This is a genomic window from Ruegeria intermedia (genome assembly GCF_900129345.1).
Classification (GTDB): domain Bacteria; phylum Pseudomonadota; class Alphaproteobacteria; order Rhodobacterales; family Rhodobacteraceae; genus Ruegeria; species Ruegeria intermedia.
In genome coordinates this window covers 107,236-134,139 of sequence record NZ_FQVK01000003.1, presented here as the reverse complement: position 1 = coordinate 134,139, position 26,904 = coordinate 107,236, and the positions used below count along the sequence as shown (strand labels likewise).

28 protein-coding genes are annotated in these 26,904 nt (G+C 63.5%); 9 read left to right on the top strand and 19 right to left on the bottom strand.

The window, feature by feature from the left end; genetic code table 11:
- Positions 1 to 28: 28 nt before the first annotated feature.
- The 4 genes from F3H26_RS03565 to F3H26_RS03550 form a co-directional block, all read right to left on the bottom strand.
- Positions 29 to 694 (bottom strand): NnrU family protein, encoded by a 666-nt coding sequence (locus F3H26_RS03565; protein ID WP_149774702.1) that lies wholly within the window; start codon positions 692 to 694, stop codon positions 29 to 31.
- Positions 695 to 799: 105 nt separating this feature from the next.
- A complete protein-coding gene (locus tag F3H26_RS03560; RefSeq protein ID WP_149774701.1) occupies positions 800 to 2,866 on the bottom strand; it encodes an ABC transporter permease in 2,067 nt (688 codons plus the stop codon).
- On the bottom strand, positions 2,863 to 3,915 hold the full coding sequence (locus F3H26_RS03555) for a quaternary amine ABC transporter ATP-binding protein (protein WP_149774700.1): 1,053 nt from the start codon (positions 3,913 to 3,915) through the stop codon (positions 2,863 to 2,865). Before F3H26_RS03555 ends, F3H26_RS03560 begins: the two co-directional genes overlap by 4 nt.
- 9 nt (positions 3,916 to 3,924) lie before the next feature.
- Complete coding sequence (locus F3H26_RS03550) at positions 3,925 to 4,875, bottom strand: ABC transporter substrate-binding protein (protein ID WP_149774699.1); 951 nt, start codon at positions 4,873 to 4,875, stop codon at positions 3,925 to 3,927.
- 60 nt (positions 4,876 to 4,935) lie between these two features.
- On the opposite strand from F3H26_RS03550, the gene F3H26_RS19355 reads away from it, so the two are divergent.
- From F3H26_RS19355 to F3H26_RS03540, 3 genes are read left to right on the top strand one after another with little or no spacing between them, the layout of a single operon-like run.
- Entirely contained in the window at positions 4,936 to 5,328 is a 393-nt protein-coding gene (locus F3H26_RS19355; protein WP_188127679.1) for a hypothetical protein, read from the top strand.
- Positions 5,274 to 5,936: a DNA-3-methyladenine glycosylase I gene (locus F3H26_RS03545; protein ID WP_149774698.1), complete on the top strand. Its 663-nt coding sequence runs from the start codon at positions 5,274 to 5,276 to the stop codon at positions 5,934 to 5,936. Before F3H26_RS19355 ends, F3H26_RS03545 begins: the two co-directional genes overlap by 55 nt.
- Positions 5,937 to 5,977: 41 nt before the next feature.
- Entirely contained in the window at positions 5,978 to 6,664 is a 687-nt protein-coding gene (locus F3H26_RS03540) for a hypothetical protein (RefSeq protein WP_149774697.1), read from the top strand.
- A gap of 3 nt (positions 6,665 to 6,667) precedes the next feature.
- Here F3H26_RS03540 and F3H26_RS03535 read toward each other — a convergent pair whose 3' ends face one another.
- A complete protein-coding gene (locus F3H26_RS03535; RefSeq protein WP_149774696.1) occupies positions 6,668 to 7,063 on the bottom strand; it encodes a c-type cytochrome in 396 nt (131 codons plus the stop codon).
- A gap of 96 nt (positions 7,064 to 7,159) precedes the next feature.
- Here F3H26_RS03535 and F3H26_RS03530 point away from each other — a divergent pair, with 96 nt between their 5' ends.
- Complete coding sequence (locus F3H26_RS03530; RefSeq protein WP_149774695.1) at positions 7,160 to 7,597, top strand: DMT family transporter; 438 nt, start codon at positions 7,160 to 7,162, stop codon at positions 7,595 to 7,597.
- On the opposite strand, the gene F3H26_RS03525 is transcribed toward F3H26_RS03530, so the two are convergent.
- The 3 genes from F3H26_RS03525 to F3H26_RS03515 all read right to left on the bottom strand — a co-directional run bounded on the left by F3H26_RS03525 (position 7,581) and on the right by F3H26_RS03515 (position 10,592).
- Positions 7,581 to 8,267 carry an ABC transporter ATP-binding protein gene (locus tag F3H26_RS03525; protein WP_149774694.1) on the bottom strand — a complete coding sequence of 229 codons (687 nt, stop codon included), beginning with the start codon at positions 8,265 to 8,267 and terminating at the stop codon, positions 7,581 to 7,583. The two genes, F3H26_RS03530 and F3H26_RS03525, sit on opposite strands and share 17 nt — an antisense overlap.
- Positions 8,260 to 9,546, bottom strand: a complete 1,287-nt coding sequence (locus F3H26_RS03520; protein ID WP_149774693.1) for a lipoprotein-releasing ABC transporter permease subunit — start codon at positions 9,544 to 9,546, stop codon at positions 8,260 to 8,262. The genes F3H26_RS03525 and F3H26_RS03520 overlap by 8 nt, the downstream gene beginning before the upstream one ends.
- A gap of 80 nt (positions 9,547 to 9,626) precedes the next feature.
- Positions 9,627 to 10,592, bottom strand: coding sequence for a DUF6492 family protein (locus tag F3H26_RS03515; RefSeq protein ID WP_188127678.1), 966 nt, complete (start codon positions 10,590 to 10,592; stop codon positions 9,627 to 9,629).
- 247 nt (positions 10,593 to 10,839) lie between these two features.
- On the opposite strand from F3H26_RS03515, the gene F3H26_RS03510 reads away from it, so the two are divergent.
- A complete protein-coding gene (locus F3H26_RS03510) occupies positions 10,840 to 11,301 on the top strand; it encodes a hypothetical protein (RefSeq protein ID WP_223162419.1) in 462 nt (153 codons plus the stop codon).
- Here F3H26_RS03510 and F3H26_RS03505 read toward each other — a convergent pair.
- Together F3H26_RS03505 and proS are read right to left on the bottom strand one after the other, a co-directional pair.
- On the bottom strand, positions 11,298 to 12,191 hold the full coding sequence (locus tag F3H26_RS03505) for a glycosyltransferase family 2 protein (protein ID WP_149774691.1): 894 nt from the start codon (positions 12,189 to 12,191) through the stop codon (positions 11,298 to 11,300). The two genes, F3H26_RS03510 and F3H26_RS03505, sit on opposite strands and share 4 nt — an antisense overlap.
- Positions 12,175 to 13,515 (bottom strand): proline--tRNA ligase, encoded by a 1,341-nt coding sequence (proS, locus tag F3H26_RS03500; RefSeq protein ID WP_149774690.1) that lies wholly within the window; start codon positions 13,513 to 13,515, stop codon positions 12,175 to 12,177. Before proS ends, F3H26_RS03505 begins: the two co-directional genes overlap by 17 nt.
- A 236-nt stretch (positions 13,516 to 13,751) precedes the next feature.
- Here proS and F3H26_RS03495 point away from each other — a divergent pair, with 236 nt between their 5' ends.
- Genes F3H26_RS03495 through F3H26_RS03485 form a run of 3 tightly spaced genes read left to right on the top strand, consistent with a single transcriptional unit; the run spans position 13,752 to position 17,108 of the window.
- Entirely contained in the window at positions 13,752 to 14,825 is a 1,074-nt protein-coding gene (locus F3H26_RS03495) for an AI-2E family transporter (protein ID WP_149774689.1), read from the top strand.
- Positions 14,826 to 15,515: an HdaA/DnaA family protein gene (locus F3H26_RS03490; RefSeq protein ID WP_149774688.1), complete on the top strand. Its 690-nt coding sequence runs from the start codon at positions 14,826 to 14,828 to the stop codon at positions 15,513 to 15,515.
- Between the two features lie 51 nt (positions 15,516 to 15,566).
- Entirely contained in the window at positions 15,567 to 17,108 is a 1,542-nt protein-coding gene (locus F3H26_RS03485) for a Ppx/GppA family phosphatase (RefSeq protein ID WP_149774687.1), read from the top strand.
- Positions 17,109 to 17,117: 9 nt separating this feature from the next.
- Here F3H26_RS03485 and F3H26_RS03480 read toward each other — a convergent pair whose 3' ends face one another.
- From F3H26_RS03480 to F3H26_RS03450, 7 genes are all read right to left on the bottom strand, one after another.
- On the bottom strand, positions 17,118 to 17,501 hold the full coding sequence (locus F3H26_RS03480) for a hypothetical protein (protein WP_149774686.1): 384 nt from the start codon (positions 17,499 to 17,501) through the stop codon (positions 17,118 to 17,120).
- Positions 17,502 to 17,539: 38 nt separating this feature from the next.
- On the bottom strand, positions 17,540 to 18,553 hold the full coding sequence (locus tag F3H26_RS03475; protein ID WP_149774685.1) for an endonuclease/exonuclease/phosphatase family protein: 1,014 nt from the start codon (positions 18,551 to 18,553) through the stop codon (positions 17,540 to 17,542).
- Between the two features lie 4 nt (positions 18,554 to 18,557).
- Positions 18,558 to 19,238, bottom strand: coding sequence for a molecular chaperone DjiA (locus F3H26_RS03470; RefSeq protein ID WP_149774684.1), 681 nt, complete (start codon positions 19,236 to 19,238; stop codon positions 18,558 to 18,560).
- 45 nt (positions 19,239 to 19,283) lie between these two features.
- A complete protein-coding gene (locus tag F3H26_RS03465) occupies positions 19,284 to 19,772 on the bottom strand; it encodes a GNAT family N-acetyltransferase (RefSeq protein ID WP_149774683.1) in 489 nt (162 codons plus the stop codon).
- On the bottom strand, positions 19,769 to 20,371 hold the full coding sequence (locus F3H26_RS03460; RefSeq protein WP_149774682.1) for a VOC family protein: 603 nt from the start codon (positions 20,369 to 20,371) through the stop codon (positions 19,769 to 19,771). The genes F3H26_RS03465 and F3H26_RS03460 overlap by 4 nt, the downstream gene beginning before the upstream one ends.
- A 156-nt stretch (positions 20,372 to 20,527) precedes the next feature.
- Positions 20,528 to 22,654: a methylmalonyl-CoA mutase gene (gene scpA / locus F3H26_RS03455; protein ID WP_149774681.1), complete on the bottom strand. Its 2,127-nt coding sequence runs from the start codon at positions 22,652 to 22,654 to the stop codon at positions 20,528 to 20,530.
- Positions 22,651 to 23,466 carry a hypothetical protein gene (locus tag F3H26_RS03450; protein WP_149774680.1) on the bottom strand — a complete coding sequence of 272 codons (816 nt, stop codon included), beginning with the start codon at positions 23,464 to 23,466 and terminating at the stop codon, positions 22,651 to 22,653. Before F3H26_RS03450 ends, scpA begins: the two co-directional genes overlap by 4 nt.
- Before the next feature lie 159 nt (positions 23,467 to 23,625).
- Here F3H26_RS03450 and F3H26_RS03445 point away from each other — a divergent pair, with 159 nt between their 5' ends.
- Complete coding sequence (locus tag F3H26_RS03445) at positions 23,626 to 24,072, top strand: DUF4174 domain-containing protein (protein ID WP_149774679.1); 447 nt, start codon at positions 23,626 to 23,628, stop codon at positions 24,070 to 24,072.
- Between the two features lie 109 nt (positions 24,073 to 24,181).
- On the opposite strand, the gene F3H26_RS03440 is transcribed toward F3H26_RS03445, so the two are convergent.
- On the bottom strand, positions 24,182 to 26,227 hold the full coding sequence (locus tag F3H26_RS03440) for an acetyl-CoA carboxylase biotin carboxylase subunit (protein WP_149774678.1): 2,046 nt from the start codon (positions 26,225 to 26,227) through the stop codon (positions 24,182 to 24,184).
- A gap of 117 nt (positions 26,228 to 26,344) precedes the next feature.
- Positions 26,345 to 26,785, bottom strand: a complete 441-nt coding sequence (locus F3H26_RS19890; RefSeq protein ID WP_316634648.1) for a hypothetical protein — start codon at positions 26,783 to 26,785, stop codon at positions 26,345 to 26,347.
- Positions 26,786 to 26,904: the final 119 nt, after the last annotated feature.

Here is a 26,904-nt window from a genome sequence, read left to right as displayed (position 1 = left end):
GCATGGGGCGCCCCTTCCAGCACCCGCATCAAGGCAACGGAGGCACTCCGATCACCGGCGCGTGCAGGTGCAACAAAGCGACATAGGCCAGCGCCGCCACCAACCAGACCCAGGGCCTCGGCCAGGGGCGCGGCAGCCGCAACGACAGGCGTGCGGTGTTGCGCGACAGGTGCGGCCAATCGGCCCCCATCTCGCGCGCCTTGCGCCTGTCGATCAGGGCCATGCCCATCCAGGCAAAACCCGCGAACAGTCCGAACAAAACCACATGCGCCAGGCTGCCATTGGCCAGCAGATGCGCCAGCGCCCACAGCATCATCGCCAGCAGGATCGGGTGGCGGGTGGTGCGCAGGATGCCGGGCTGCTCGGGGTTGAACGGGCGGCGCCCCAGGCCGCCGAAGGAAAAGGGGTTGGTCGCCGCCAGCCCGGCCACCGCCAGCCAGCAGACGACGGGCATCACCAGCAGCGGCACCCAGCGCAGGATCGCCAGCGGCGGGATGGCCTCGACATAGGGCGCGTTGGCCGCGGCCACGATCAGCCAGGCCAGAACCGCCAGCGACAGTGCTGAATAGACCGCGAAATAGGGCCCGCGCCCCATCAACCCGATCAACCGCCCGCGCACTGCCGGACGCGCCGGAATGGCGTGGCTGAGCAGAAAGATCAGAAGTGCAGCAACAAAAGCGCCCCAACCGGCCATGGTCATCTCCGCCTGTTTTGCACCCGAGATACCGGGGGAAACGGCCCCGGTCCTTGTCCGAAATCAAGTGTGGCCGGGGGCAGCTGCACCGCCCCCGATCCAGAGTTACAGGCCCAACGCCTTGCGGCGTTCTTCGGCAAAGCCCTGAACCATGCGGTCAGCGATCAGTGCCAGAATGGCCATCGCCGCCCCGGCCGAAATGCCCAGGCCCACATCCGCCTGCCCCAGCGCCAGATAGATCGACTGGCCCAGACCGGTCGTGCCGATCAGCGCCGCGATCACCAGCATCGCAAAGGCATAGAGGATCGTCTGGTTCAGCCCCAGCAGGATCGTGGGCGCAGCATAGGGCGCACGCACGTCGCGCATGATCTGCCACTCGGTCGCTCCGCTGGCGATCGCGGCCTCCATCATCTCGTCCGGGGTGTTGACCAGCCCGTGACGGGTGTAACGGATCATCGGCACGATCGCATAGGCGCAGATCGCCAGAAAGGCCGAGAACTCGCCGATCTGGAACACCATCAGCACCGGGATCAGGAACACGAACAACGGGATCGTCTGCAGCATGTCGCAGATCGGGCGCACGATCTTCCAGACCGGCGACCAGACCGCGCTGGCGAGGCCGATCAGCCCGCCGACAACGGCGCAGAAGAACACCGCCGCACCGCTGAGATAGAGCGACAGCAGCGCCCTCTCCCACAGGCCCGAGATCAGGATCGTGCTCAGCAGCGCCACCGACAACGCCGCCAGGCGCCAACCGCCCGCCACCCAGCCCAGCGCCGCCGCGCCGGTCAGCACGAACGGCCATGGCAGGTTCGCGATGCCGGTCTCGAGCATGCCGATCAGGATCAGCGTGACCAGACCGCCGGTCAGGTGTCCACGCCACGCCATCAGCAAGGCGATCGCCGCACCTACCGCGAACAGGCCAAAGCTCATGGCCGGGGTCCACTGGAACCCCCAGGTAAAGGGCAGAACCGCCTGATCCAGACCGATCCGCAGCGGCAGCAGCACGTAGAACATCGAGTTGTTCTTGAGCGCATCCAGCCACGGGCCGTTGTCCTGGGTAAAGGCCGTCAGGCCGCTGTCCACCGCCTGCGCGACCGGATCCAGCAGCGTCAGTTCGGACGGGTTGGGCAGCCGCGCCCAGAACAGCAGCGTGAACAGCACCGCAAAGCCGAGAACCGCCCAGACGACGCGGTTGTCGTAGCGTTGGCGCTCGGTCGCCAAAGTGCCGCTCATGCGGTCGATCACCACGGCAAAGACAACGATCACCATGCCGGCCAGCAGAGATTCACCGAACTGCGCCTTGCGCATGGTCAGCAGGACCTCCCAGCCGATGTCGTTGAATCCACCGATGACCGCAGCGATGATCACCATCGACAGGGCCGCCATCAGACACTGGTTCACACCCACCATGATCTGCGTCGCCGCCGCCGGGATTTCCACCTGGAACAGCTGCTGGAACCGGGTGCCGCCCGACATGATGGCGGCCTCCTTGATCTCGGGCTCGACGCGCTCCAACCCCAACATCACGTTGCGCGCCATCGGCGGCGCGGCGTAGATGGCCGAGGCGATCAGCCCCACCACGGGGCCAAACCCGAACAACAACAGCAACGGCGTCAGATAGGCAAAGGTCGGCACCGTCTGCATGATGTCCAACACCGCCTGAACCACCGATTTCACCCGCGGCACTTCGTTGGCCAGAATGCCAATTGCACTGCCGACGATCAGCGCGACCGGAACCGAAACGGCCACCAGCGCCAAGGTGTTCATGCTCTCGGCCCAATAACCCGAGGCCAGCACGAAGCCGAGGCCCAGAAAGCCCAGTGCCGCCATGGGCAACCCGCCCAGATACCAGCCAAGCGCCGTCACCAGCCCGATCAGGATCGGCCAAGGCGTATTGCCCAGCACGAAATTGGCCCAGTTCATCGGATAGGCCATCAGATCGGAAAACAGCCGGGCCGCGGGTTTGATCGCGTTCAGAAACCAGTCGAGGAAGGCGCCCACCCATTGCGTGGCCGGCACCTCCCATGACGCGGGCCACTTGACCAGCCAGGGCACATGCGGCTCGAGCGCCAGGCACAGCGCACCGACGATCAGCGTGATCAGCGCCGCCTGCGCCCCCGCCGTCAGGTGCGCCCGCGCGGGTGTGGGAACATCAGCTGCAACGGTCATGCGTCATCCACCTGCAAAGCGGCGGCCAGATCCGACGGGTTCACCGTGCCCACGATCGCACCGGTTTCGTCATGCACCGGCACCGGCTCGTACAAGGCCATGCAACGCGCCAACGCCGCGTCCAGTGTCATGTTGACGGTCAGGCCCGGGTCGTCGGGGCCGCGCTCGGCATCGCCCGGACGCATGACCGAGGCAACCTTGGCATGCTGGCCCTTGGCCACGTCCTTGGAAAACTCGCGCACGTAATCGTCCACCGGGCGCAGCACGATGTCCGAAGGCGTGCCGATCTGCACGATCTTGCCGTCGCGCATGATCGCGATGCGGTCGGCCAGCTTCAGCGCCTCGGCAATGTCGTGGGTGATGAACACGATCGATTTCTTCAGCGTCGCCTGAATGCGCAGGAATTCGTCCTGCAACTGCCGCCGGATCAACGGGTCGAGCGCCGAGAACGGCTCGTCCAGGAACCAGATGTCGGGGTTCACCGCCAGGGACCGGGCGATGCCCACGCGCTGACGCTGACCGCCCGACAGTTGACGCGGGAAGCTGTCTTCGCGCCCTTCGAGACCGACCAGCGAGATGACCTCTTGCGCGCGGGCCAGACGTTCCTTGCGCCCCACCCCCTGCACGCGCAGCGGATAGGCCACGTTTTCGGCCACCGTCATGTGCGGGAACAGGCCGAAATGCTGGAACACCATGCCCATCTTCTTGCGGCGCAGCTCGGTCAGTTTCTTCTTGGGCGCCCCCCGCACGTTGTCGCCGTCAATGCGGATTTCACCGCCCGTTCCCGGCAACAGCTGCGAGATGCAGCGGATCAGCGTCGACTTGCCCGACCCCGACAGCCCCATGATGACGAACAGTTCGCCGTCGCGAACGTCGAAATTGGCATTCTGCACGGCGGGAATGAACCCGTGTTCGCGCAGCTCGGCGGCGGCCTTTTCGGCGTCATCCCCTGACCGAGCCAGCGCGTCGGTCAGGGCCTTCTCTGCACCTTGGCCAAAGACCTGCCAGAGATTCCGGCAGGCAATGGCTGGCGTATTCGCGTCAGTCACTTAGGCGGCTCACTTGGTTGCCGCGTCCACGACCGGACGCCATTTGTCTTCGTTCTGGGCCATCCAGTCGGCCACGACCTCTTCGACCTTGCCGCCGTCAACATCGATCGCGCCCATCATCGGCTGTTGATCCTCGACGCTCAGTTGATAGTTCGACAGGATCTCATAGGCCGCCGGCCATTTGTCGGCCATGCCGCTCCAAGCGGCCTTGAAGATGCGCGAGGGCGCAAAGTCGCAGTCATTGACGGCATTGGGGTTCGGGCCCCAGGCCGGGTCGGTGAAACAGGCCTCTTCGCCCGGCGGCAGATCGACGAATTTCACGTCATAGGCCGACATCGCCCAATGCGGCTGCCAGAAGGTGATCAGCAGCGGCGACTTGCGCTCGGTCGAGGCGCGAAGCTCGGCGATCAAGGCCCCTTCGGACCCGGCGGGCACGGCCTTGAACGGCAGGTCCAGACCGGCCATGCGATCGGCACCCGGGGTGCCCCAGTCGGCCGGGTAGTCGACCAGACGACCCATCGGCAGGGTTTCAGCGGTGGCGAAGACCTGCGCACAGTCCTTCAGCGCCTCCCACGCGGGCAGGCCCGGGCACAGGTCGGCCACATGCGCCGGATAGGCGATGCCTTCCTTGGCATCCAGGCCCAGGTCGCCGATCTCGACCACGGTGCCCTCAGCGATCTTCTTGGCGTATTCGTCCGACACGTTCGACGACCAGATTTCCAGCGTCGCGTCGATGTCGCCATCGGCCAGCGCCTGGAACTGATTCATCATGCCGGCGGTCACGTATTCGACCTTGTAACCGGCGGCCTCGAGCATCTCGCCCGCGACATGCGTGGTCACGTGCTGGCCGGTCCATTCGTTGATGGCCAGCTTGATCGGCTCGTCCACCGCGCCCATCTCGGCCGCGTGAACCGCGCCTGCGGCAACCACCGCCAGCAGACTAACACTGAGTTTTTTCATGGATTTGCTCCCTGTCTTCCTTGTTTTGCCCACCCCGGCAGGATTGTCCTGCCGGCAGACATGCCTGGTGACATGACCATGTCGCAACATGCACAAATTTGGCCGGAAAAGAAAAGTGAACACTTGGACTGGCTGGAAACATTTGCCGGTCCCGCCTCCCCTTCGTTCCGGTCCGAACACCAAGACCCGACCGCACACATCCGGTTTCGGCGCGGCAGTTTTTTGATTGACCAGTCAATCACAAACCCGATTCCCGTCATTTGTCGAGCATTTCTTTCGCCGAACGTGAAAAATTGCCGGTTTTTTCGGGATTCTGCCCGTTTGAACATCCGCTCTCTTTGGGCTGGGGTTGCACAAATAGGAACAAAAAGGCAACATTCAGGCCGGAGGATCAGCACATGCACCATTTCGACGAAATCTATGGCCTGGCGGCTGATCGGCACGGCGGGATAGACGCGCTCGAACAGAAGCTGACCCGCCCCAAATCCACGGACGAACTGGCCCGGATGCCCGATGACCGCTGGTTGTCGATCCTGACCAAATGCATCTTTCAGGCCGGGTTCAACTGGAAGGTCATCGAGGCCAAGTGGGATGGGTTCGAAGCCGCCTTCGATGGGTTCGACGTGGGGCGCTGCGCCTTCATGGATGACGAGAAATTCGACGCTCTGCTGCAGGACAAGCGAATCGTCCGCAACGGAACCAAGATCGCCACGGTGCGCGACAACGCCGCCTTTCTGCTGGACCTGCGCGCCGAGGGCGGCGCGGGCAAGGTTCTGGGCGGCTGGCCTTCGACCGACTATGTCGGATTGCTCGACATGCTGGCCCGGCGCGGGTCTCGGCTGGGCGGGGCCTCGGCCCAATACGCGATGCGGTTCGCCGGGCGCGACAGCTTCATTCTGTCGCGCGACGTCACCGCCCGCCTGATCGCCGAAGGGGTGATCGACAAGCCCGCCACCTCGAAAAAGGCGATGGCGGCCGTACAGCAGGCGTTCAACACCTGGATGGATCAATCGGGCCGGTCGCTGACGGAAATCAGCCGGGTTCTGGCCATGAGCCTGTGAAAACCGCTTGCGGCCCTGTCCTGCCGGGCTAGGCTTGAGCCATGATCCGGCTGGCTCTGATCCTCGTCGCGCTGACGCTCCTGTCCTGCGGTCGTCCGCTGACCGAGCGGGAAAAGGCCTTTGCCGCACAGGTGCAGGGCGACACGCTGGACCTGGATCGGGTGCGGCTGGTCCGGGGCGCACCGGTGGCCGCCATCACCTATGAACGCAAGGCCCGCCCTCGGCTGGCCTGCCGCGAACGCATCCTGCCCCCCATCAAGACCGAGACCGTCACCGGCAAGCCCGCGGCCGTGGCCCTGTTCAACCGGGTGTATTTCACGCGGGACTGGTATCTAAGGGACTACATGGCCAGCTATCCCGAGCGGATCAACCTGGTGGCCGCGATGCTGCTGGCGCATGAACTGACCCATGTCTGGCAGTGGCAGAACCGGGCGGTGACGGGCTATCACCCCCTGCGCGCCGCAGCCGAGCATGGCGGACGCAAGGACCCGTACCTGTTCGACCTGGACAACTCGGCGGACTTTCTGGACTACGGTTTCGAGCAGCAGGGGGCCATCGTCGAGGAATATGTCTGCTGCCGCGCGCTGGAGCCTGACGCGCCGCGCACCAAACGCCTGCACGAAATGTTGAGCAAGTATCTCGACCTCGCCGCCCTGCCCGGCGGCCGGCGCGAAAGCGACGTGGTCCTTCCCTGGAGTGGCGCAAAGGTTCAGGGCATCTGCCGCTGAGGGTCATCCGCCCTGCAGGGTCTTCAGATAGGCCACGAGGTCGGCAATGGGCTTGCTGGTCAGGATCGGCTGGCCTGTCGGCGCCTTGATCGCCGTATCCTGCCCTTCGAAATAGGGGCCATAGACCGGCATCGGACTGCCATGGCTGACCAGCGGATCGCGCCCGTCGATGCGTTTGACCACCCGTTCGGTGGGGAAAACGCCATCTTCACCACTCAGCGCCGTCAGATCCGAGGGTTGAATGATCAGCACGCCGGCCATCGGGCCGTGGCCGGTTGCATCCAGCCCGTGACAGGTGGCGCAGTGATGCAGGTACAGCTCTTCACCCGCTTCGGCGTCCTGCGCCCAAGCGCCCGGGGCGGCCAGCAGGGCCAGCGTTGCAAATACCAGCAGTTTCATCGCGTTCCTCCATCCAGTCCGGCATTTGCAGGGTTGCCCGGACCGGTGCAAGCCGCAATGATCCAGATCAACGAAACAGGCGACAAGGACCGGGCAATGACACAATACGCAGCCATCATGCTGGCCGCCGGGATCGGCGTGCCCATCCTTGCGGCGCTGAACGCGGCCCTGGGCAAGTTGATCGGGTCGCCGACCGTGGCGGCGGTGATCCTGTTTGCCGTGGCCTTTGCCGCCTCGGCACTGGTGATGCTGCTGGGGCCGGGCACGCAGGCCATGGCCAAGTTGGCGCACACACCAAAGCACCTGATGCTGGCCGGGGTTCTGATTGCCTTCTATGTCCTGTCGATCACCCATGTCGCGCCGCATTTCGGTGTGGGCAACGCGGTGTTCTTCGTGCTGTTGGGCCAGTTGATCAGCACCGCGGCCATCGACCACTTTGGCCTGTTCGGTGCGCAGGTCACCCCGCTGACCCTGATGCGCGCCGGCGGGATCGCGGTGATGGCCGTGGGCGTGGCGATCACTCAACTGGCCTGAGCACACCCCCGTCCAGCCGCAGCATCCGGTCCATCCGTGCCGCCAGGTCAAGGTTGTGCGTCGCGATCAACGCCGACAGGCCGGACTCGCGCACCAGATCCATCAGCGCGGCAAAAACCTGATCCGAGGTCTCCGGGTCCAGGTTTCCCGTCGGCTCGTCCGCCAGCAGGACACGCGGTTCATTCGCCAGGGCCCGGCAGAAGGCCACCCGCTGCTGCTCGCCCCCCGACAGGGCCGCCGGGCGGTGGTCGGCTCGTTCGGCGACACCGACACGGCCCAGCAGATCCATTGCGCGGGCCTTGGCTGCTCGGTCGGACACGCCGTTGGCCAATTGCGGAAGCACGACGTTTTCCAACGCCGTGAATTCCGGCAACAGGTGGTGGAACTGGTATACAAAGCCCACATCGCGCCGCCGCATCGCGGTGCGGGTGCGGTCGCCCTTGCCGGTCGCGTCCTGCCCGCCGATTTCGACCGTCCCGGAATCCGGCGTATCCAGCAGGCCCGCGATATGCAGCAGCGTGGATTTGCCCGCCCCCGAGGGCGCCACAAGCGCCACCGCCTCACCCGCGCGCAGTTCCAGATCGGCACCGCGCAGCACCTGCACCTCGGCGGGCGTGCCTTTCAGATAGGTCTTGGTCAGGCCGGTCAGACGCAAGGTGACATCATTCATAGCGCAGCGCCTCGACAGGGTTCAGCCGCGCCGCGCGGCGGGCCGGGAAATAGGTGACGAAGAAGGACAGGCCCAGCGACAGCCCAACCGCCTTGAGCACGTCCGACAGGTGCAGCTCGGCCGGCAGGGCATAGATGCCGCGGATCGCCGGATCCCAGACACCGCCGCCCATCACGTAGTTCACGAAGGAGAAGATCGGGTCGATATAGAGCGCGAACAGGCAGCCCAGGATGACGCCCATCGCGGTGCCGATGATCCCGGTGAAGGCGCCACAGATGAAGAACACCCGCAGCACCGAGCCTTCGCTCAGCCCGATGGTGCGCAGGATGCCGATGTCGCGGCCCTTGTTCTTGACCAGCATGATCAGCCCCGACACGATGTTCATCGCCGCGATCAGCACGAGGATCGACAGGATGATGAACATCACGTTGTCCTCGACTTCCAGCGCGCGCAGGAAACCACCCGACGCGTCCAGCCAAGTCCAGATCTGTACCCGCTCGCCCGCCGCCTCGAGGATCGGGATCAGAATCGGGTTCAGGTCCTCGGGGCGGTCGACCATCACTTCGATCTCGTCGGCGACGCCTTCGCGGTTGAAAAAGCTCTGCGCTTCGGAAAACGGCATGTAGACGCGGGTGCGGTCAATATCATAGCGCCCGGCCGAAAACACATAGACGACCTCATAGGCATTCACGCGGGGCGATGTGCCAAAGGCGGTCTTGACCCCGTTGGGCGAGGTCAGCTTGACCCGATCCCCAACCGTGGCGCCAATGGCGCGGGCCACGCCCGAACCGATGGCGATTCCTTCCTCGAACCGGGACAGATCGCCATAGGCTTGATCGCTTTCAGCAATTCCGGGCAGGCTGAGCAGATCATCGAGGCGGATGCCGAACACCTCGGCGCCGCTGCTGCGGTCGCGGTTTGTGATCAGGACCTGCCCCTTGACCAGCGGCGCGGCGCGTTGAACGCCCGGCACCTGCGCGATGCGTTCGGCCATGGCGTCATAGTCGGAGATGGTGCGGTCCACCCGGCCCTGCGCGTCGATGTTGCCGGCGGAATACACCGTGACATGCGCATTGGCGCCAAGGATGGTCCCCACGAATTCGGACCGGAACCCCGAGCGGACCGCCAACGTCGCGATCAGGGCGAACACGGCCAGCGTGATTCCGATCAACGAGATCCAGGTCATCACGCTCACGCCGCCCTCGGCACGACGGGCACGCAAATAGCGCCACGCGATCATCCATTCGAAGGCGGCGAAAGGAGGGGGTGTTCTGGCCATTTTCGCTCCGGCAAATCTGTCGGGGGACATTTCAGACATTTGGTTGGATGGTCAACCCGGTTCCGAAATTGCGCGCCCGTTCAACCAGCCAGAGCCGAAGTTGCATCCAACACCGACTGGGTGGTCGCACGATCGCTGATCCCTCGCCGTGCGATGGCCTTGAACAAGCGATCTCGGGTGTCAGCGGTCAGCATGGAAACCGCCCGATTGTGCAGGCCGAGGCTCAGCAATTCGGGATCGTCGATCCGCGCGATCAGGTCCTTCATTTTCTGCTGCGAATAGGTCGGCCACAGCCCCAATGCGGTGCTGGGTGCGTCCTCGAACCATGGGCGAAGGGTCGGATCAGCGCGGAGGCAAAACGCATTCAGCAGCATGAATTCCGAGGGTCTCCGGCGCGACCCGAAGAGTGACTGCACCGAACCGAAGCGTTCGTTGATCTCGTCCAGCAACCCCAATACCAATGACCTGCGCACCGGGAAGGGTGTTGAAAAAGTCGTGGTCTTCAGTGTATCCAGATCGGGAGCCTTGACCTGCAGGGCGTTCAGGCTCTCAAGCAGCCAGTTTCGGTGATATTCGCTGCGGACCGGTATGAATGGGAGTCTGGCCGCGCCGCCCTCGGAAAAGAACTCGGCCCTGTCGAAAGACCGCAGGAAAAGGTTCTTGGTGTCCAGTATGACCATCTGCTCGGACTCGGCAATGCGCGCGGCGCCTAGTTTCAGCACCTGCTGGGTGCGGTAACCGTTGTTGCCACGCCACCCCCCCTTGCGGACGAAGGGGATCCGGTGACGCCCTTCTATCAACACTCGGTCGGCCAACGAACGCCGTGAGGACCTGTCAGGCCCCAGCAACAACTCGTCACCCCCGACGATCCGAACCTTGGACTGAAGCGCTCCGTAGGCAGGCAAGATTGGGGCCAGCCGCGCCCGCAACCCGGCCTCGTCCACGTCGTTCAGAACCACATGAATGGACGCAACTTGTTCCGGATCCACAAAACGCGCGAAGGATCGCGCCTGCAACTCGAGCAGGGGGTAATCTTTGGAATACACAATCGTGACAAAGTTCAGCACGGTCCGGTCGCCCTTTCAGTTCGTTTGGCGCGCTGTAGCAGCTTCTTGGGCCGCCGCCAAACCGGGTTTTTCGGCCGCTGGGGAATCAGTCGAACGCCCTATGGGCCGGCATTGGGTGATTTGAAAGGGCACTCTAAACCGCTGGTTGTGAAGCTGGTCACAGACTGGGCTTCATTGTTTCGCATATCAATTCAATACCAGGCCATGCCTTGCTACTGATCCAGAATTGCAACGCTTTCATGGCAATATTGTTTCGTATTTTGCCTATTTGATGAAATTTTGGCACGCTTTCATTGGGGGAACATTATTTGAAGGGCGGGGGTCGCTCATGAATTTTGAAAAGGAAATTGAAAAGGTTGCCGCGCCAACCTTGATGGTCACATCTCAGAACATGGATTGCGAAACCGCAGCGTTGCTGCGTGCCGTGATCCGCCCGCTGTTTGCCAGTGCGGTCACCTGGGCAGGTCTTGCCGACAGCCTTCGAGAAAAAGGATATCGCCTGGCATTCCAGAGCGGGCGTATGTGCCTCATGGACCTGGCAACCGGTGCGCGACTTTGTGGATTGCGGTTTCTGGATATCGAACTGTTGGATTTGGTCCGGCGCCTCGGGCGTCCGGTGGTTGTCGCTCGAGGGGACAGCGCCGATGGCGAGCTTCTTCGCGCGCGCCCGTCTGCCGACGGCTCCTAGAAGCGCCGCCAGAACTGAACGGACCGGCGAAGAGATTTTGCCAGACTGTGCCGTGCCGCCTTGCGGATCGGCGCCGGCGTGTCCGGACGTTTCAGTACCTCGATCAGTAGTCTGACGGGCATGTGGCCACGGCGGTAGAATTCTGCAAATTCTTCGAGGCCGAAGTTCCGGGCGACGCGGTAGTCAGCAAAGTACTTTTGCCAGACACGGGCATAGTCCTGTCCTGTTGCTTGCTGGTCGCTGGTCTCTCCGCGGTCCCAGAACAGCGAAATAGGATCATCCATCCTTTCGCCGCGATAACCACCGGCAACCAGCCGCAGCATCAGGTCGTAGTCTGCGGCGATGCGAAACTGGGTGTCATGGCCACCCAACTGCAGAAAAACGTCGCGCCGCAGGAAAACAGAGTTATGGCAAAACGGCATCCGCTGAAGGATGGCTTTGACCGACATCCGTTTTTCCATCTTTTCGCCACCGTCAGCGGACCGGTGCAGGGTTGACCCAAAAAGATAGTCGGGGCGGGTCGCGGTCAATCGCTCGGCCGCCCGGTTCAGAACATCGTCCGCGGCCAACGAGTCGTCGGAATTGAGGAACAGGACGTATTCGCCGCGTGCGGCTTCGACGCCGCGATTCATCGCGTCGTACAGGCCTTGGTCCGGTTCACTGATCAGCCGCGTGCGCGGCGCGTCAGCGATCAAATCCTGAATGAATTCGACCGTCCCGTCCGTCGATGCTCCGTCCTGAATGATGTGCTCGGAACGGTCGCAGTTCTGCCGCGCCATGCATTCGATGACGCGGCGAAATGTGTCCTGACGCCCCTGCGACAGCAGGTTCCAGGTCGCCGTGATCACCGAGATCAGTGGCGCGCCACCGGTTTCAGGCGGTGCGCTCATAGATCTCGGCAATGCGGGTTACGGCGGCTTCGGGGCTCAGCTCTTCGCTTTCGCCGGTGCGGCGGCTGGTCAGCTCGACCACCCCGTTCTTCAACCCGCGCGGGCCGACGGTGATACGCCAGGGCAGGCCGATCAGGTCCATCGTGGCGAATTTGCCCCCTGCCCGCTCGTTGCGGTCGTCATAGAGCGGCTCGAGCCCCAGCGCGGTCAGCGCCTCGTAGATCTTCTCGCAGGCCGCGTCGGCCTCGTCATCGCCCTGTTTCAGGTTGACGATGCCGCAGTGGAACGGGGTCACACCCTCGGGCCAGATGATGCCCTTGTCGTCGTGGCTGGCCTCGATAATCGCGCCGATCAGGCGGCTGACGCCGATGCCGTGGCTGCCCATGTGCACCGGAACCTGCTTGCCGTCGGGGCCTTGCACGGTGGCGCCCATCGGCTCGGAATACTTGGTGCCGAAATAGAAGATCTGACCCACTTCGATGCCACGCGCGCTGCGGCGGCGTTCCTCGGGCACCTGTTGGAACAGGGCTTCGTCGTGGGTTTCGTCGGTGCGTGCGTAGAGCGAGGTGAACTCCTCCATGATCGCCTGGCACTGGGCCTTGTCGTCATAGTCGATGTCGCGCTGACCCAGACGGATATCAGTGACCGCGCTGTCATAGAACACCTCGGACTCGCCGGTATCGGCCAGCACAAGGAATTCATGCGTGTCGTCGCCGCCGATCGGGCCGCTGTCGGCGCGCATCGGGATCGCCTGCAGGCCCATGCGCTCATACGTGCGCAGATAGCTGACCAAATGGCGGTTGTAGGCGTGCAACGCGTCCTCTTTGGTCAGGTCGAAATTGTAGCCGTCCTTCATGTAGAATTCGCGCCCCCGCATCACGCCGAAACGCGGGCGGATCTCGTCGCGGAACTTCCACTGGATCTGGTAGAGCGTCAGCGGCAGATCCTTGTAGCTGCTGACGTGCCCGCGGAAAATGTCGGTGACCAGTTCCTCGGCGGTGGGGGTATACAGCATGTCGCGACCGTGGCGGTCCTTCATGCGCAGCATTTCTTGACCGTAATCATCATAACGCCCGGATTCGCGCCACAGATCGGCCGATTGCAGGATCGGCATCTGGATCGGGATGTGCCCTGCGCGGATCTGTTCCTCGTGCACGATGTTTTCCAGCTTGCGCAGCACCTTGAAGCCAAGCGGCAACCACGAATAGATCCCGGCGGCGGCTTGCTTGATCATCCCGGCGCGCAGCATCAGCCGGTGGCTGACGATCTGGGCTTCGGCAGGGTTCTCTTTGAGAACGGGCAGAAAATAACGGCTGAGGCGCATGTTTTTACCTTGCAGGTGAGAATTCCACGGACACGTGATTATGCCAAAGCCCCGCCGGGGGCAATCGGACAATGACCCATTCGCCGGTTCGTGGCCGGGCGGCCGTGCCTTTGATCAAACCACGTGGAAACCGGGGCACGCTTGGCCGCCACGCGAAAATCCAGACTCATGAAGCGCTTGCATCACCGGGTTGCATCGTCCAAGAACAACCACAGGCCTGCAGACAGGAGACCACGATGGCGTTGCCCGTTCGGGACCAGTTGAAATATTGGGGCGTGGCCGCGGCCGTTTTCGTGTTGGTGCTTTGGCTGCTGGGAGATGTCCTGCTGCCTTTCGTCATCGGCGGCGCGATCGCCTATTTCCTCGACCCCGTGGCCGACCGGCTGGAACGACTTGGCCTGTCGCGCGTCGCGGCGACCGCGACGATCACGATCGTCGGAGTGCTGACCTTTCTTCTGATGGTCCTGATGGTGGTTCCGGCGCTGATCACGCAGCTGGCCGATCTGGTCGAAACCCTGCCCACCCTTTTCCAGCAACTGCGCACCTTCGTCGAACAGCGGTTTCCAGCGCTTCTGGACAGTAAATCGAACACACATCAATTCCTGATGTCGCTGAGCGAAACCCTCAAGGCCAAGTCCGGCGACATTCTCGAAACGGTCGTCTCCTCGGTGGGTTCGGCGGTAAACGTGGTGCTGTTGTTGGTGATCGTGCCCGTGGTGGCGGTGTATCTGCTGCTGGACTGGGATCACATGATTGCCCGCATCAATGAACTGCTGCCCCGTGACCATGCGCCGACCATCCGCCGTCTGGCCTCGGACATCGACGCGGTGCTGGCCTCGTTCGTGCGCGGAATGGGCTCGGTCTGCCTGATCCTGGGCACCTACTATGCGGTGGCACTGATGATCGTCGGCCTGCAGTTCGGCCTGATCGTGGGCTTCATCGCGGGGCTGGTCACCTTCATCCCCTATCTGGGCGCACTGATCGGCGGAACGCTGGCCATCGGCCTGGCGCTGTTCCAGTTTTGGGGCGACTGGGCCTCGATCGGGCTGGTGGCCGGGATCTTCGCCGTCGGCCAGGTGGTCGAGGGCAACTTCCTGACCCCCAAGCTGGTGGGAAGTTCGGTCGGGCTGCATCCGGTGTGGCTGCTGCTGGCCCTGTCGGTCTTCGGCTCGCTGTTCGGATTCGTCGGCATGCTGATCGCGGTTCCGGTCGCAGCATCGCTGGGCGTGCTTGCACGTTTCGCCACTTCGCAATATCTGGCAGGCCGCCTCTACCGGGGGCACGACGAGCTGGACCGGGAAAGCGAGTAAATGGCCAGACAACTGAGTTTCGATCTTCCAGCCAAGACCGCGCTGGGGCGCGAGGATTTCTTTGTGTCACCCGCCAATGCGCTGGCGGTGGCGATGATCTCGGCCAATTCATGGCCAGGCAACAAGCTGGTCCTGTCCGGCCCGGCCGGGTCCGGCAAGACCCATCTGGCCCATGTCTGGGCGGCGGAAACCGGTGGGCGGATCGTGTCAGCGGCAGACCTGCGCCACGATTTGGTGCCCGCCCTGGCGCAGGCACCGGTCGCGGTTGAGGACGTGCCGATGATCGCGGGCGACATCGAACAGCAGAAAACCTTGTTTCACCTGCACAACCTCGTGCTGGCAGAGGGGCACGCGCTGCTGATGACCGGACGGTTGGCGCCCAAGTTCTGGGAACTGCCGCTGGCCGATCTGCAAAGCCGGGTCGAGGGCGCGCATCACGTGGCCCTGGACCCGCCCGACGATGCACTGCTGTGCGCGGTTCTGGCCAAGCTGTTCGTGGACCGTCAACTGAACCCCGGCCCCGAGGTGATCGCCTATCTGGTCAAGCACATGGACCGCCGGTTCGAGACCGCCGCCGAGGTCGTGGCCCAATTGGATCACGTCGCCCTGATGGAAAAGCGCGAGATCACACGGGCGCTAGCCGTCCGCGTGTTGAACAAGGACGTCGACGAAACCGTCACCGGCGATTGACCGCTTGGGTCTGATTTCGCATCCTGCGCAGAAAGGGGCCTGGGGAAGGGCATGGAACAGATCACAGCCACGATTCCGGATTGGGGATCATTCGGAAGACCATTGTTCGACGACCCGGGGATTCGCGACCTTTCGCGGGTCGGGGTGGTCGATGTCGGGTCGAACTCGGTTCGGATGGTGATCTTTGACGGCGCGGCGCGCTCTCCGGCCTATTTCTACAACGAAAAGGTGATGTGCGAACTGGGCGCCGGACTTGCGGAAACCGGGCGTTTGAACCCGCGCGGGCGCGAACGTGCGCTGGCCGCCCTGCGCCGGTTCGAACACCTGTCGCGCGATCTGAACCTGCCCGGTCTTCATGTGGTGGCCACCGCCGCCGTGCGCGAGGCAAAGGACGGCCCCGAATTCTGCGACCAGGTCCGGGCCGAGACCGGGCTGCACGTGTCGGTCATCGACGGCGAGGAAGAGGCCCGGCTGTCCGCCCAGGGCGTCCTGCTGGGCTGGCCCGGCGCCTACGGGCTGATCTGCGACATCGGCGGCGCCTCGATGGAACTGGCCGAGATCGGCGGCAACTCGGTCGGGCGCTGCGTGACCTCGCCCCTGGGGCCGCTGAAGCTGCGCGAGATCAAGGGCGGGCGGCGGGCACGCAAGGCACATATCAAGGAAACCATGGAAGCACTGCGCGACAAGCTGGGGCCGCAGCGCGACCGGCTGTTCCTGGTGGGGGGCAGTTGGCGGGCCTTTGCGCGACTGGACATGCTGCGCCGCGGCTATCCGCTGAACGTGCTGCACGAATACCGCATGACCACCAAGCAGGTCCGCGAGACGATCAAGTTCATCGAAAGAAACGATGCCGAAAAGCTGCGGTCGCGGGCCGGGGTGTCGGCCTCGCGCATGGCGCTGGTTCCCTATGCGATGGATGTGCTGTCGCGCCTGATCCGCACCTTCAAACCCAAGGATATCGCCATATCCAGCTATGGCATCCGCGAAGGGCTGCTGTATGAACAGATGCCCCAGATCCTGCGCGACCGGGACCCGCTGATCGAGGCCTGCCGGTTTTCCGAACAGAAGGACGCCCGACTCCCGGGGTTCGGCCGCCACCTGTTCGATTTCGTGATGCCGCTGTTTCGTTCGGCGCCGGAATCCCGGATCCGGTTGGTCAAAGCCGCCTGTCTGCTGCATGACGTCAGTTGGCGCGCGCACCCCGATTATCGGGCCGAGGTCTGCTTTGACAACGTGACCCGCGCCAATCTTGGCGGGCTGAAACATTCGGAACGTGTGTTCATCGGCCTGGCCTTGCAGCACAGATACCGCAACAAACGCCACGGCAACCGGTTCGCACCTCTCTATGACCTGCTGGACGAGAAAGACCAGAAACAGGCCGAAATCCTGGGCAAGGCCATGCGGTTCGGGGCAATGCTGTGGATGCAGAATGACGCGGCCATCGGCAAGCTGCGGTTCTACCCAAAGAAACGCGAGCTTGAACTGTATCTGCCCGGTTCGCTCAGCCCGCTGTTCAACGAGGTCGCCGAGGCGCGGTTCAACTCGCTGGCCGATGCGTTGAAATCCGAACCGCGCGTCATCATCCAGAAATGACCCGGGCGGTCAGATATCCGTGACGTCTTCGCCCTCGGGTCGGTCTTCCTCGGCCTTGGGTGCGGGACTGTCCGGCACAGACGGCTGGGGCTTCTTGCGGATGATGATGTCGCCATTGGGCAGCATCTCGGGCGCTTCATAGGCGCTCCAATCCTGAACCTGTGCCGCCAGTTCGGCCAGCGCCGGGCCCATTTCCTGCAGGAAGGACTGCATCGCCGGGCCGAACTGGTCGGCCAGGTCGCGCAGATCCTCCAGCGCCGGCTCCAGTTCCTGGCGCAACCCCTCAAAAAACAATTCGGCCCCCTGCTCCATCAGGGATTTGCCTTGCGGCTCCTGCGCGGCGGCAGGCAGGGCAGCCAGCGCAAGCGAAACGGTCAGAACAAGATGCTTCATGCGTCAAAGATAAGGGGCGGACGATCAGGTTGAAAGGGCTAGAGGTCGATATCCAGAGTGACCGGAAGATGGTCGGACGCGGTGACCAGGGCGTCGCGCAATTCGGGAACGCTCCAGCAATGCTCGTCCCGCATCGGATGCCAGATGCGCCAGACCGGACCGCGTGCCTTCAGATCGGGGCTGACCATGATGTAGTCCAGCAGCGCCTCAAGATATTGGCCCTCTTCGGGCCGCGGAAAGCGGGCGGTCGACGGAATCCACCCCGGCCGGCGCCGGCAGGCCTGGGCCGCGTGGGGGTCGTACAGACCGGTCTGCAACAGAATCTCGACCGAGGATCGCCCGAACAGGTTTTCGAACTCGTCCAGCCCGGGCCCATCATTCAGATCACCCAGCAGAATTACCGGTTCATGCGCGGCCAGATGCGCCCGGACGCGATGCGACAGCCACACCGCCTGGGCCAACTGCTTGCGACGATTGGCAATCGAAATCCGCATCGCCTGCTCAGCCGTGTCCGCCCCATGCGGCGCCTTGGATTTCAGATGCGCGCCGATCATCCGAAACTCGAACCCGCCCGCCGTCTTGACAGCCAGTTCCACCGGCGGTTTCGAAAACCGGACGATGTCCTCGGTCGCGTCGATGTCCAGGTCGATGCGGAATTCACCGTCGAACCGAGGCGCGTCGCCGGCAAACCCGTCGGTCTCGCGGTCTCCGATCGGGTCGTGGCGGGCGCTCAGCTTGTCTGGATCGTACATCAGGGCCAGTTCCTGATGGGTGTCATTCGGGAAACCCATCACCGCCCGCGAGATGCGCAGGTCGAACACCTCGGCAAATTCCTGCAGGGCGCGCACGGTGTTCTGGCTGCTGCCGGTATTGGGCGCCTCGACGATCAGCATGGCATCCGCGTCGATCGCCGTCAAAACCGTCGCGATGGCCTCGACCTGCTGTGCCTTGGTGACGTTGCGCCGCCCCGACCAGCTGTCATCGACGACCAGCTTGTCGTCGCGGTCGAACAGTTTGGCGAACCATTCGATGTTGTAGGTCGCCAGCCGCATTGCCTCAGGCCCGCGCGCCGTTGATTTCGTCCCAGGCGCGGTTGATGTCGATCATCTTCTTTTCGGCCAGACGAATCGCTTCTTCGGGCACCCCGCGCGCCATCATGGCGTCGGGATGGGTGTCCCGCACCAGCTTGCGCCAGACCTTGCGGATCTCGGGCAAGGGCGTGTCCGGGGTGACCCCCAGAATCGTATAGGGATCCTTGGGCGCATCGGGCACGAACCGGGCGCGCAGTGCCTTGAACTGCGCCTCGGACTGACCGAAGATCCGGGCCACATCCTCGAGAAACCGGTTTTCGTTGGGGTGATAGAACCCGTCGGCCATGGCGATATGGAACAACCCTTCCATCAGGTCGCACAGGGTCGTGCTGTCCTCGGAGAACATCCGCGCGATCTTGCGGGCATATTCCTGATAACCGGCCACGTCCTGACGGGCCAGGTTGAAGACGCGGGCGGCGCCTGCCTCCTCTTCGGGCGGAATGCGGAATACCTCGCGAAAGGCCGCGACTTCGTCGCGGGTCACTTGCCCGTCGGCCTTGGCCATCTTCGCCCCCAGCGCGATCACCGCGATGGCGAAGGCCACGGACTTTTCGAGCGGCGTGCGCAGCCTTTCGAAAACCGTTGCCAGGCTTTCGCCCTTGGCCAGCGCGCTCAGCGCCTCGGAGATGCGGGACCAGATCGACATGGGCGCACCCTAGCGCGCCCGAACCGGACTGTCAGGTGCGACCAATCATTCCGGACCAAGAATTTTCTGCATAAGAACAAGATCCAGCCATCGGCCCCATTTGTACCCCACCTCGGGCATACGCCCGACCTGCGTGAACCCCAAAGCCGAATGAAAGGAAACCGCCGCGGGATTCTCGGCCGAGATCCCGGCAACCAGAACATGAGCCCCGTCCGCCCGCGCGACCTGTTCCAAGGCCTCCATCAATCTTCGGCCGCCCCCCTGCCCCTGCGCCTGCGGGTCCAACATGATCGTATGTTCGCGCGTGGCGTCATAGCCGGGACCGGTGCGAAACTGACCATAAGTGGCAAACCCGACCACCCGGTTCTGCCATTCGGCAACCTGGAACGCGGGCCCTCGCGCGGCGATGTCCTCGGCAATACTGGCGGGGCTGCGCTCTTGGGTCGTAAAGGTCACCAAGGTATCCCGAACCACCCGATTGAAGATCCCCGCGATTTCCACCGCGTCACGGGTCCGCGCCGGTCGGATGATCATTCCAGAACCCGCACACCATGGGGCGTATCGAACTCGGCCCGCAACGCAGCCGGCCCCGTGTCGAAAACAACCCGATCCATCTGGCCCAGCAACCGCGCCATCGTCAGCGCGTCGGGGTGAAAGACGACCAACCGTCGAAGACGGCACCCGCTGGCTTGCAGCATCCCCGCCGGATGCAGATCGCCCTGCCACTGGATCAGCGCCGGAAACAGATTGTCAAAAGGCAACCGGCCCGATTCTGGAACGGCCATCTTCCACCGCAAGGCGCCCCGTTCAAGGTCATGGACCTGCCCCACATCAACCGGAAACGCATCCAGATCGGCCAACAAATCGGAAACCCGACAGATCCAGTTGCTCAGCTTGGGCGGCCCTGCGAACCGATCCAGATCAAACCAACGCGGCCGCCCGGGATCGGGGGCTTGCGGGTCTGTCGCAATCGCCTCAAGATAAAGGCCTTCGTCCAATCCAAGCAGATAGTTGTGCGTACCGAACGCCGCGTGCTTGCCGCCCGGCGCCATCTTCACGCCCAGCGCTTGCTCCACATGGGCCACGGCCTCTTCCAGCGTCGCGGCGGCCACCGCAAGATGATCCAGTTCCATGACCGAGCCTCCACCTTCCAGCCCTGACCTCATCCCCACTCGATACCACGAACCGCCAGACCCCGACACTTCATCTGGCCCCAAATATCCTCGGGGGTGAATGCACGAAGCCGCAGGCTTCGTGCAGAGGGGGCAGACAGCCCCCCAAGTCCCAGTTCAGCGGCGCGCCTCGCGGATCAGGCGCAGAATGTCCTGCGCCGCCTCGGGAATGTTGGTCCCCGGCCCGAATATCGCCTTGACCCCATGATCATACAGGAACTGATAATCCTGCTGGGGGATGACACCACCGCAGATAACGATGATGTCCTCGGCACCAGCCTTCTTCAGCTCTTCCACCAATTGCGGCGCCAGTGTCTTGTGACCCGCCGCCTGGCTGGAAATACCGACCACATGCACGTCGTTGTCGATCGCGTCCTGCGCGGCCTCGGCCGGGGTCTGGAACAGCGGACCGACGTCCACGTCGAAACCGATATCGGCGAACGCGGTGGCGATCACCTTGGCCCCGCGGTCGTGACCGTCCTGGCCCATCTTGACCACCAGAAGACGCGGGCGGCGGCCCTCTTCCTCGGCAAATTCCTCGATCGATTTCTGGATGGCGGCAAAGCCCTCATCACCTTCGTACGCTGCGCCATAGACACCAGCCAGCGTTTTCACTTCGGCCCGATGACGGCCGAATTCCTTTTCCATTGCCATGCTGATCTCTCCTACGGTTGCGCGGGCACGCGCGGCCTCGACCGCGGCTTCCAGCAGGTTGCCGCCCTCTTTCGCGCGCCGGGTCAGTTCGTCCAGCGCGGCCTGACAGGCGGCCTCGTCCCGGGTCGCGCGGATGCGTTCCAGCCGGGCGATCTGCGCCTCGCGGACGGCCTGGTTGTCGACCTCGAGGATCTCGATCGGGTCTTCCTTTTCCTTGCGGTACTTGTTGACGCCGACGATCACCTCTTCGCCTCGGTCGATCATGGCCTGGCGGCGCGCGGCGCTTTCCTCGATCCTCAGCTTGGGCATGCCGCTTGCCACGGCCTTGGTCATGCCGCCCATCTCCTCGACCTCTTCCATCAGGGCCCAGGCCTTTTCGATCAACTCGTTGGTCAGGCTTTCAACGTAGTAGGAGCCCGCCAGCGGATCGACCACGTTGGTGATGCCTGTCTCTTCCTGCAGGATCAGCTGGGTGTTGCGCGCGATCCGGGCCGAGAAATCGGTGGGCAGCGCGATCGCCTCGTCCAGCGCGTTGGTGTGCAGCGACTGGGTGCCGCCCAGAACCGCGCTCAGCGCCTCATAGGCCGTGCGGATCACGTTGTTGTAAGGATCCTGCTCCTGCAGCGACACGCCCGAGGTCTGGCAATGGGTGCGCAGCATTTTCGAGCGCTCCGACTTGGCCCCGAACTCGGTCATCACCCGGTGCCATAGGGTGCGCGCGGCGCGCAGCTTGGCGATCTCCATGAAGAAATCCATGCCGATGGCAAAAAAGAACGACAGGCGCCCCGCGAATTTGTCCACGTCCATGCCCGCGTCGATGGCCGCGCGGACGTATTCGCGCCCGTCGGCCAGGGTATAGGCCAGTTCCTGCACCAGGTTCGCGCCAGCCTCTTGCATGTGGTAACCCGAGATCGAGATCGAGTTGAACTTGGGCATCTCGTTCGAGGTGTATTCGATGATGTCCGAGATGATCCGCATCGAAGGCTCGGGCGGATAGATATAGGTGTTGCGCACCATGAATTCCTTCAGAATGTCGTTCTGAATGGTGCCCGCCAGAACCGATTTGTCGTGGCCCTGCTCTTCGCCGGTGACGATGAAATTGGCCAGAATCGGGATCACCGCGCCGTTCATCGTCATCGAGACCGAAACCTGATCCAGCGGGATGCCGTCAAACAGGATCTTCATGTCCTCGACGCTGTCGATGGCCACCCCGGCCTTGCCCACATCGCCCACCACGCGCGGGTGGTCGCTGTCATAGCCGCGGTGCGTGGCCAGGTCGAAGGCAACCGAAACGCCCTGCTGACCGGCCGCGAGGTTGCGGCGGTAGAAGGCGTTCGATTCCTCGGCCGTGGAAAACCCCGCATACTGGCGGATGGTCCACGGACGGCCTGCATACATCGTGGCCCGCACCCCTCGGGTGAAGGGCGCGAACCCCGGCAGGGAATGCATGTGCGGCAGGTCGGCGGTGTCGTCCTGCGTGTACAGCGGCTTGACCGCAATCCCTTCCAGCGTTGTCTTGGTCAGATCCTCGACGGGGCGCCCTCGCAGTTCCTTTTCGGCCAGCGCGCGCCAGTCCTTCATATCGGTCATGTCGATATCCTCTTTTCCAATTCTGTTTGCGCGGGCGCGGTCCCGCGATCATGTGTCCCCGTGTGGGTTATCAATTCGGCAAGGCCGTCGGCGCCCGCGGCCAGCCAGTCGAGATCGTCGGCATAGTCGATGCACAGCTTCATGGCTTGCTGGGCGTTCAGCCCATGCCCGGCCGGCCGGGATGTGCCGTTGAGCGCAAAGCGCCGGCCCTTGTCCGGCACGGTCAGACCGGTCAGAACCTCAAGCTGGGCGCGCTGTTGCCCGCAGAACTCTTCGAAGGGCAAAACCAGAAAAGGAATGCCCGGGAACGCCCGGCCCAGATCCGTGATGACATTGCGCCAACTCCGCTTGCCGTTTGCGATGCGCTGCCAGCGTTCGGGTTCTGTCGATTCGTTCTTGCGGGTGCGCAAATAGTCCGCCGCCGACGCCCAGTACATGTCCAGCGACCTGATGTTCAGCGCAATCTTCGAAACCCGTCCGCCAAAGGCCCGGGCCAGAAGCTGCCCCCGCTCCTGTACATTTGAGTACAGCGATGCGTAGGCGAAGTTCCGAACCATGGAACCGACAAAGTTCTCTTGACTGATCAGCACCTGCCGAACGCCCTGGCGCATGTACGCATCCAGTTCCTGGTGCAAACCCGCGCGGATCTTTGGCGTCAGTTTGTCGAGACTGTTGAGACCATTGGACTGCGTGCGCTCAGGCCCCCAGTACACAAGCCCCTGGCTCTCCAGTGCCTGGGCATTTGCAGCCATGAACCCCTGGAAACTCGTCGTGGCGCATCGATGCGCACCGCAGTGCAGAATCAGTTCCATCCCAACACCCTGCCGCCGAGCAACTCCATCCGGTTGGACTGGTGCCTGCCACGATCACGCGAACGTTGCGCTGCCGGGCATGCTTTTTTGAAGCCCAAAGTCATTTCGTCGGTCGCATTCGCCGGGACAAAGGCTATATTCAACGTGACGGGAGACGCAATGACACGCTTGATTACCTTGGTTTTTTCCGCACTTGTGCCGTTGGCCGCGTTCGCGGCCGATGGTGCTGCCACGGAAGAAGACGCCTTCATCCGCCCCGCCGGCGACAGCGAGCTGAGCGAGTTTCTCTGGACCCACCGGCCCATCGTGGTGTTTGCCGACACCCCGGCCGATCCGCGCTTCCAGCAGCAGATCGAGATGTTGAAGGAGGGCGAAGACATGATGCGAGAGCGTGACGTCATCGTTCTGACCGACACCGACCCTTCAGCGCGATCCCCGATCCGGACGCAACTGCGCCCGCGCGGGTTCGCGATGGTCTTCGTTGACAAGGACGGAGTGGTGAAGCTGCGCAAACCCACGCCATGGAGCGTGCGCGAGATCAGCCGGTCCATCGACAAGACCCCCCTGCGCGAGCGCGAAGTCCGAGAACGGCGCGAGAAGCACTGACGCGGAATCACCGCCCGCTCGCCGCCCTCGGCCACGGCATCCGCGCGCGTAGCACAGATGCCGGGCAGCGTGACGGAACAGCTATTTCGCGGGCGGGCACACATGGGCTCTATTCGAACTCCATGATCACGTCATCGACGGCCAGGCTGTCGCCCGGGCCGGCGTTGATCTTGGACACCACCCCCTTGCGCTCGGCGCGCAGGATGTTTTCCATCTTCATCGCCTCGACCGTGCACAGCGCCTGACCTTCCTGCACCTCTTGCCCGACCTCGACATCGATCTTCACGATCAGGCCCGGCATCGGGCACAGCAGCATCTTCGAGGTATCGGGTGGCAGTTTCTCGGGCATCAGCTTGGCCAGTTCGGCAGCGCGCGGCCGGCGCACATGCACCTTCAGGTCCGCCCCCCGGTTGCGGATGCGGAACCCGCCCGAGATCTTGCCGACCTTCAGCACCAGCGGGCTGCCGTCGACGTCCAGAACCGCCAGCTGGTCGCCGGGCGTCCAGTCGGACGAAACCCGGTATGCACCGCCGCCTTCAAAGCTGACGGTCGACCCTTCGGGATCGGCGGCGATGGTCACGTTGTATTCGTGGCCCTGCAAGGTGACGGTCCAGTCCGTTCCCACCTTGCGTTCGTGGTTGTCCATCCGGCCCGACACGCGGGTGCGGCGGATTTCGGCCACCCGGTGCATCGCCGCGCATGAGGCCGCGATTCGGCGCAGGTCGGTTTCGGGCAGTTCGACCCCGTTGAACCCATCGGGGTATTCCTCGGCGATGAAGGCGGTGGTCATGTCGCCGCTGACGAATTTCGGGTGATCCATCACCGCCGACAGGAACGGCAGGTTGTGGCCGATGCCTTCGACCTCGAAACTGTCCAGCGCCACGCGCATCGCCTCGATCGCCTGCTCGCGGGTCGGCGCCCAGGTGCACAGCTTGGCGATCATCGGGTCGTAGTACATCGAGATCTCGCCACCCTCGTAGACGCCGGTATCGTTGCGAACGGCCGTCACGCCACCGGGCGCATCGCCCTGCCATTTGCCGTTTTCCAGCAGCGGCCCCGCGGCCACCTCCTGCGGCGGACGATAGCGGGTCAGCCGTCCGATCGAGGGCAGGAAGTTGCGATAGGGATCCTCGGCATACAGCCGGTTCTCGATCGCCCAGCCGTTCAGCTTCACGTCGTCCTGGGTGATCGAAAGCGGCTCGCCCGCGGCGACGCGGATCATCTGTTCGACCAGATCGACACCGGTGATCAACTCGGTCACCGGATGTTCCACCTGCAGGCGGGTGTTCATCTCGAGGAAGTAGAAGTTCTTTTCCCCGTCCACGATGAATTCCACCGTGCCGGCGCTGGAATAGCCCACCGCCTTGGCCAGCGCCACGGCCTGCTCGCCCATCGCGCGGCGGGTCGCCTCGTCGAGGAAGGGCGACGGAGCCTCTTCCACCACTTTCTGGTTGCGGCGCTGGATCGAGCATTCACGCTCGCCCAGATAGATGCCGTTGCCGTGTTTGTCGCACAGTACCTGGATCTCGATGTGGCGGGGCTGCGTCACGAATTTCTCGATGAAGATCCGGTCATCGCCGAAGGAATTCGCCGCCTCGTTCTTCGAGCTCTGAAAGCCCTCGCGCGCCTCCTCGTCGTTCCAGGCGATGCGCATGCCCTTGCCGCCGCCGCCGGCGCTGGCCTTGATCATCACCGGATAGCCGATCTGCTGGCTGATCTTCACCGCCTCGTCCGCATCCTCGATCAGGCCCATGTAGCCGGGAACGGTGCTGACGCCGGCCTCCTGCGCGATCTTTTTCGAGGTGATCTTGTCGCCCATCGCCTCGATCGCCCCTTTCGGGGGGCCGACGAAGACGACGCCTTCCGCCTCGAGCGCTTCGGCGAATTTCGCGTTTTCCGACAGGAAGCCATAGCCGGGGTGAACCGCCTGCGCGCCGGTCTGGCGGATCGCGTCCATCACCTTGTCGATCACGATATAGGACTGGTTCGCCGGCGGGGGGCCGATGTGAACCGCCTCGTCGGCCATTTCGACATGCAGCGCGTTCTTGTCCGCATCCGAATAGATGGCGACGGTGCCGATGCCCATCTTGCGCGCGGTCTTGATGACCCGGCAGGCGATCTCGCCCCGGTTGGCGATCAGGATCTTGTTGAACATGGAACGTCCTCTGTCTTGGTGTTCTGGGCAGACGAAAACGCCGCTGCCGGGCTGGTGCCCCGCAACGGCGTTCCGTCAATTGATGGGCGAGACGGCACGCGCCCCGCGGTATCGGTGTCAGTAACAGTTGTTCTGGGTTTTGCAGTACAGCACGTTGCCTGCCGCACCGACCGCAGCCCCGACGATCGGGTCCGCACTGACGACGGCCGCGCCGATGGCTCCGACGCCACCACCCAGGATCGCCTGTTCTCCGATCGTTTCACCGCAGGCGGTGATGCCGGCGCATGCCGCCAACGCAAGAATGACTCGTGAAGCTCGCATTCGATCTGCCCCTTCTGGTTTCTTGACGAACTGCCGTTCAGTTGCCCGAAACCGGCCCTGATATTCAATAACAGACTTGCCCCGCACAGAACCTGCGCAGGTTTTCGCCGCGAAAGACACGCCGGTGACGAAAAGAAAAACGCGGACAGGTCGAACTGGGAAGGATCGACCTGCCCGCGGAAGGAAGGGGTACGGAATAGTAGGTGCTTGTGCGACGCAGGCAAAGTCGAGCCGCACGGCCCCTCCACCTTGCATTGGACAATTTTACTCACCAAGGGATCATTGTTTCCAAATTGGTTTCCGGCTGAAACCCGCCTATCCGCTGCGCAGGCGCGCGATTTTGCGCCGAAGCGACG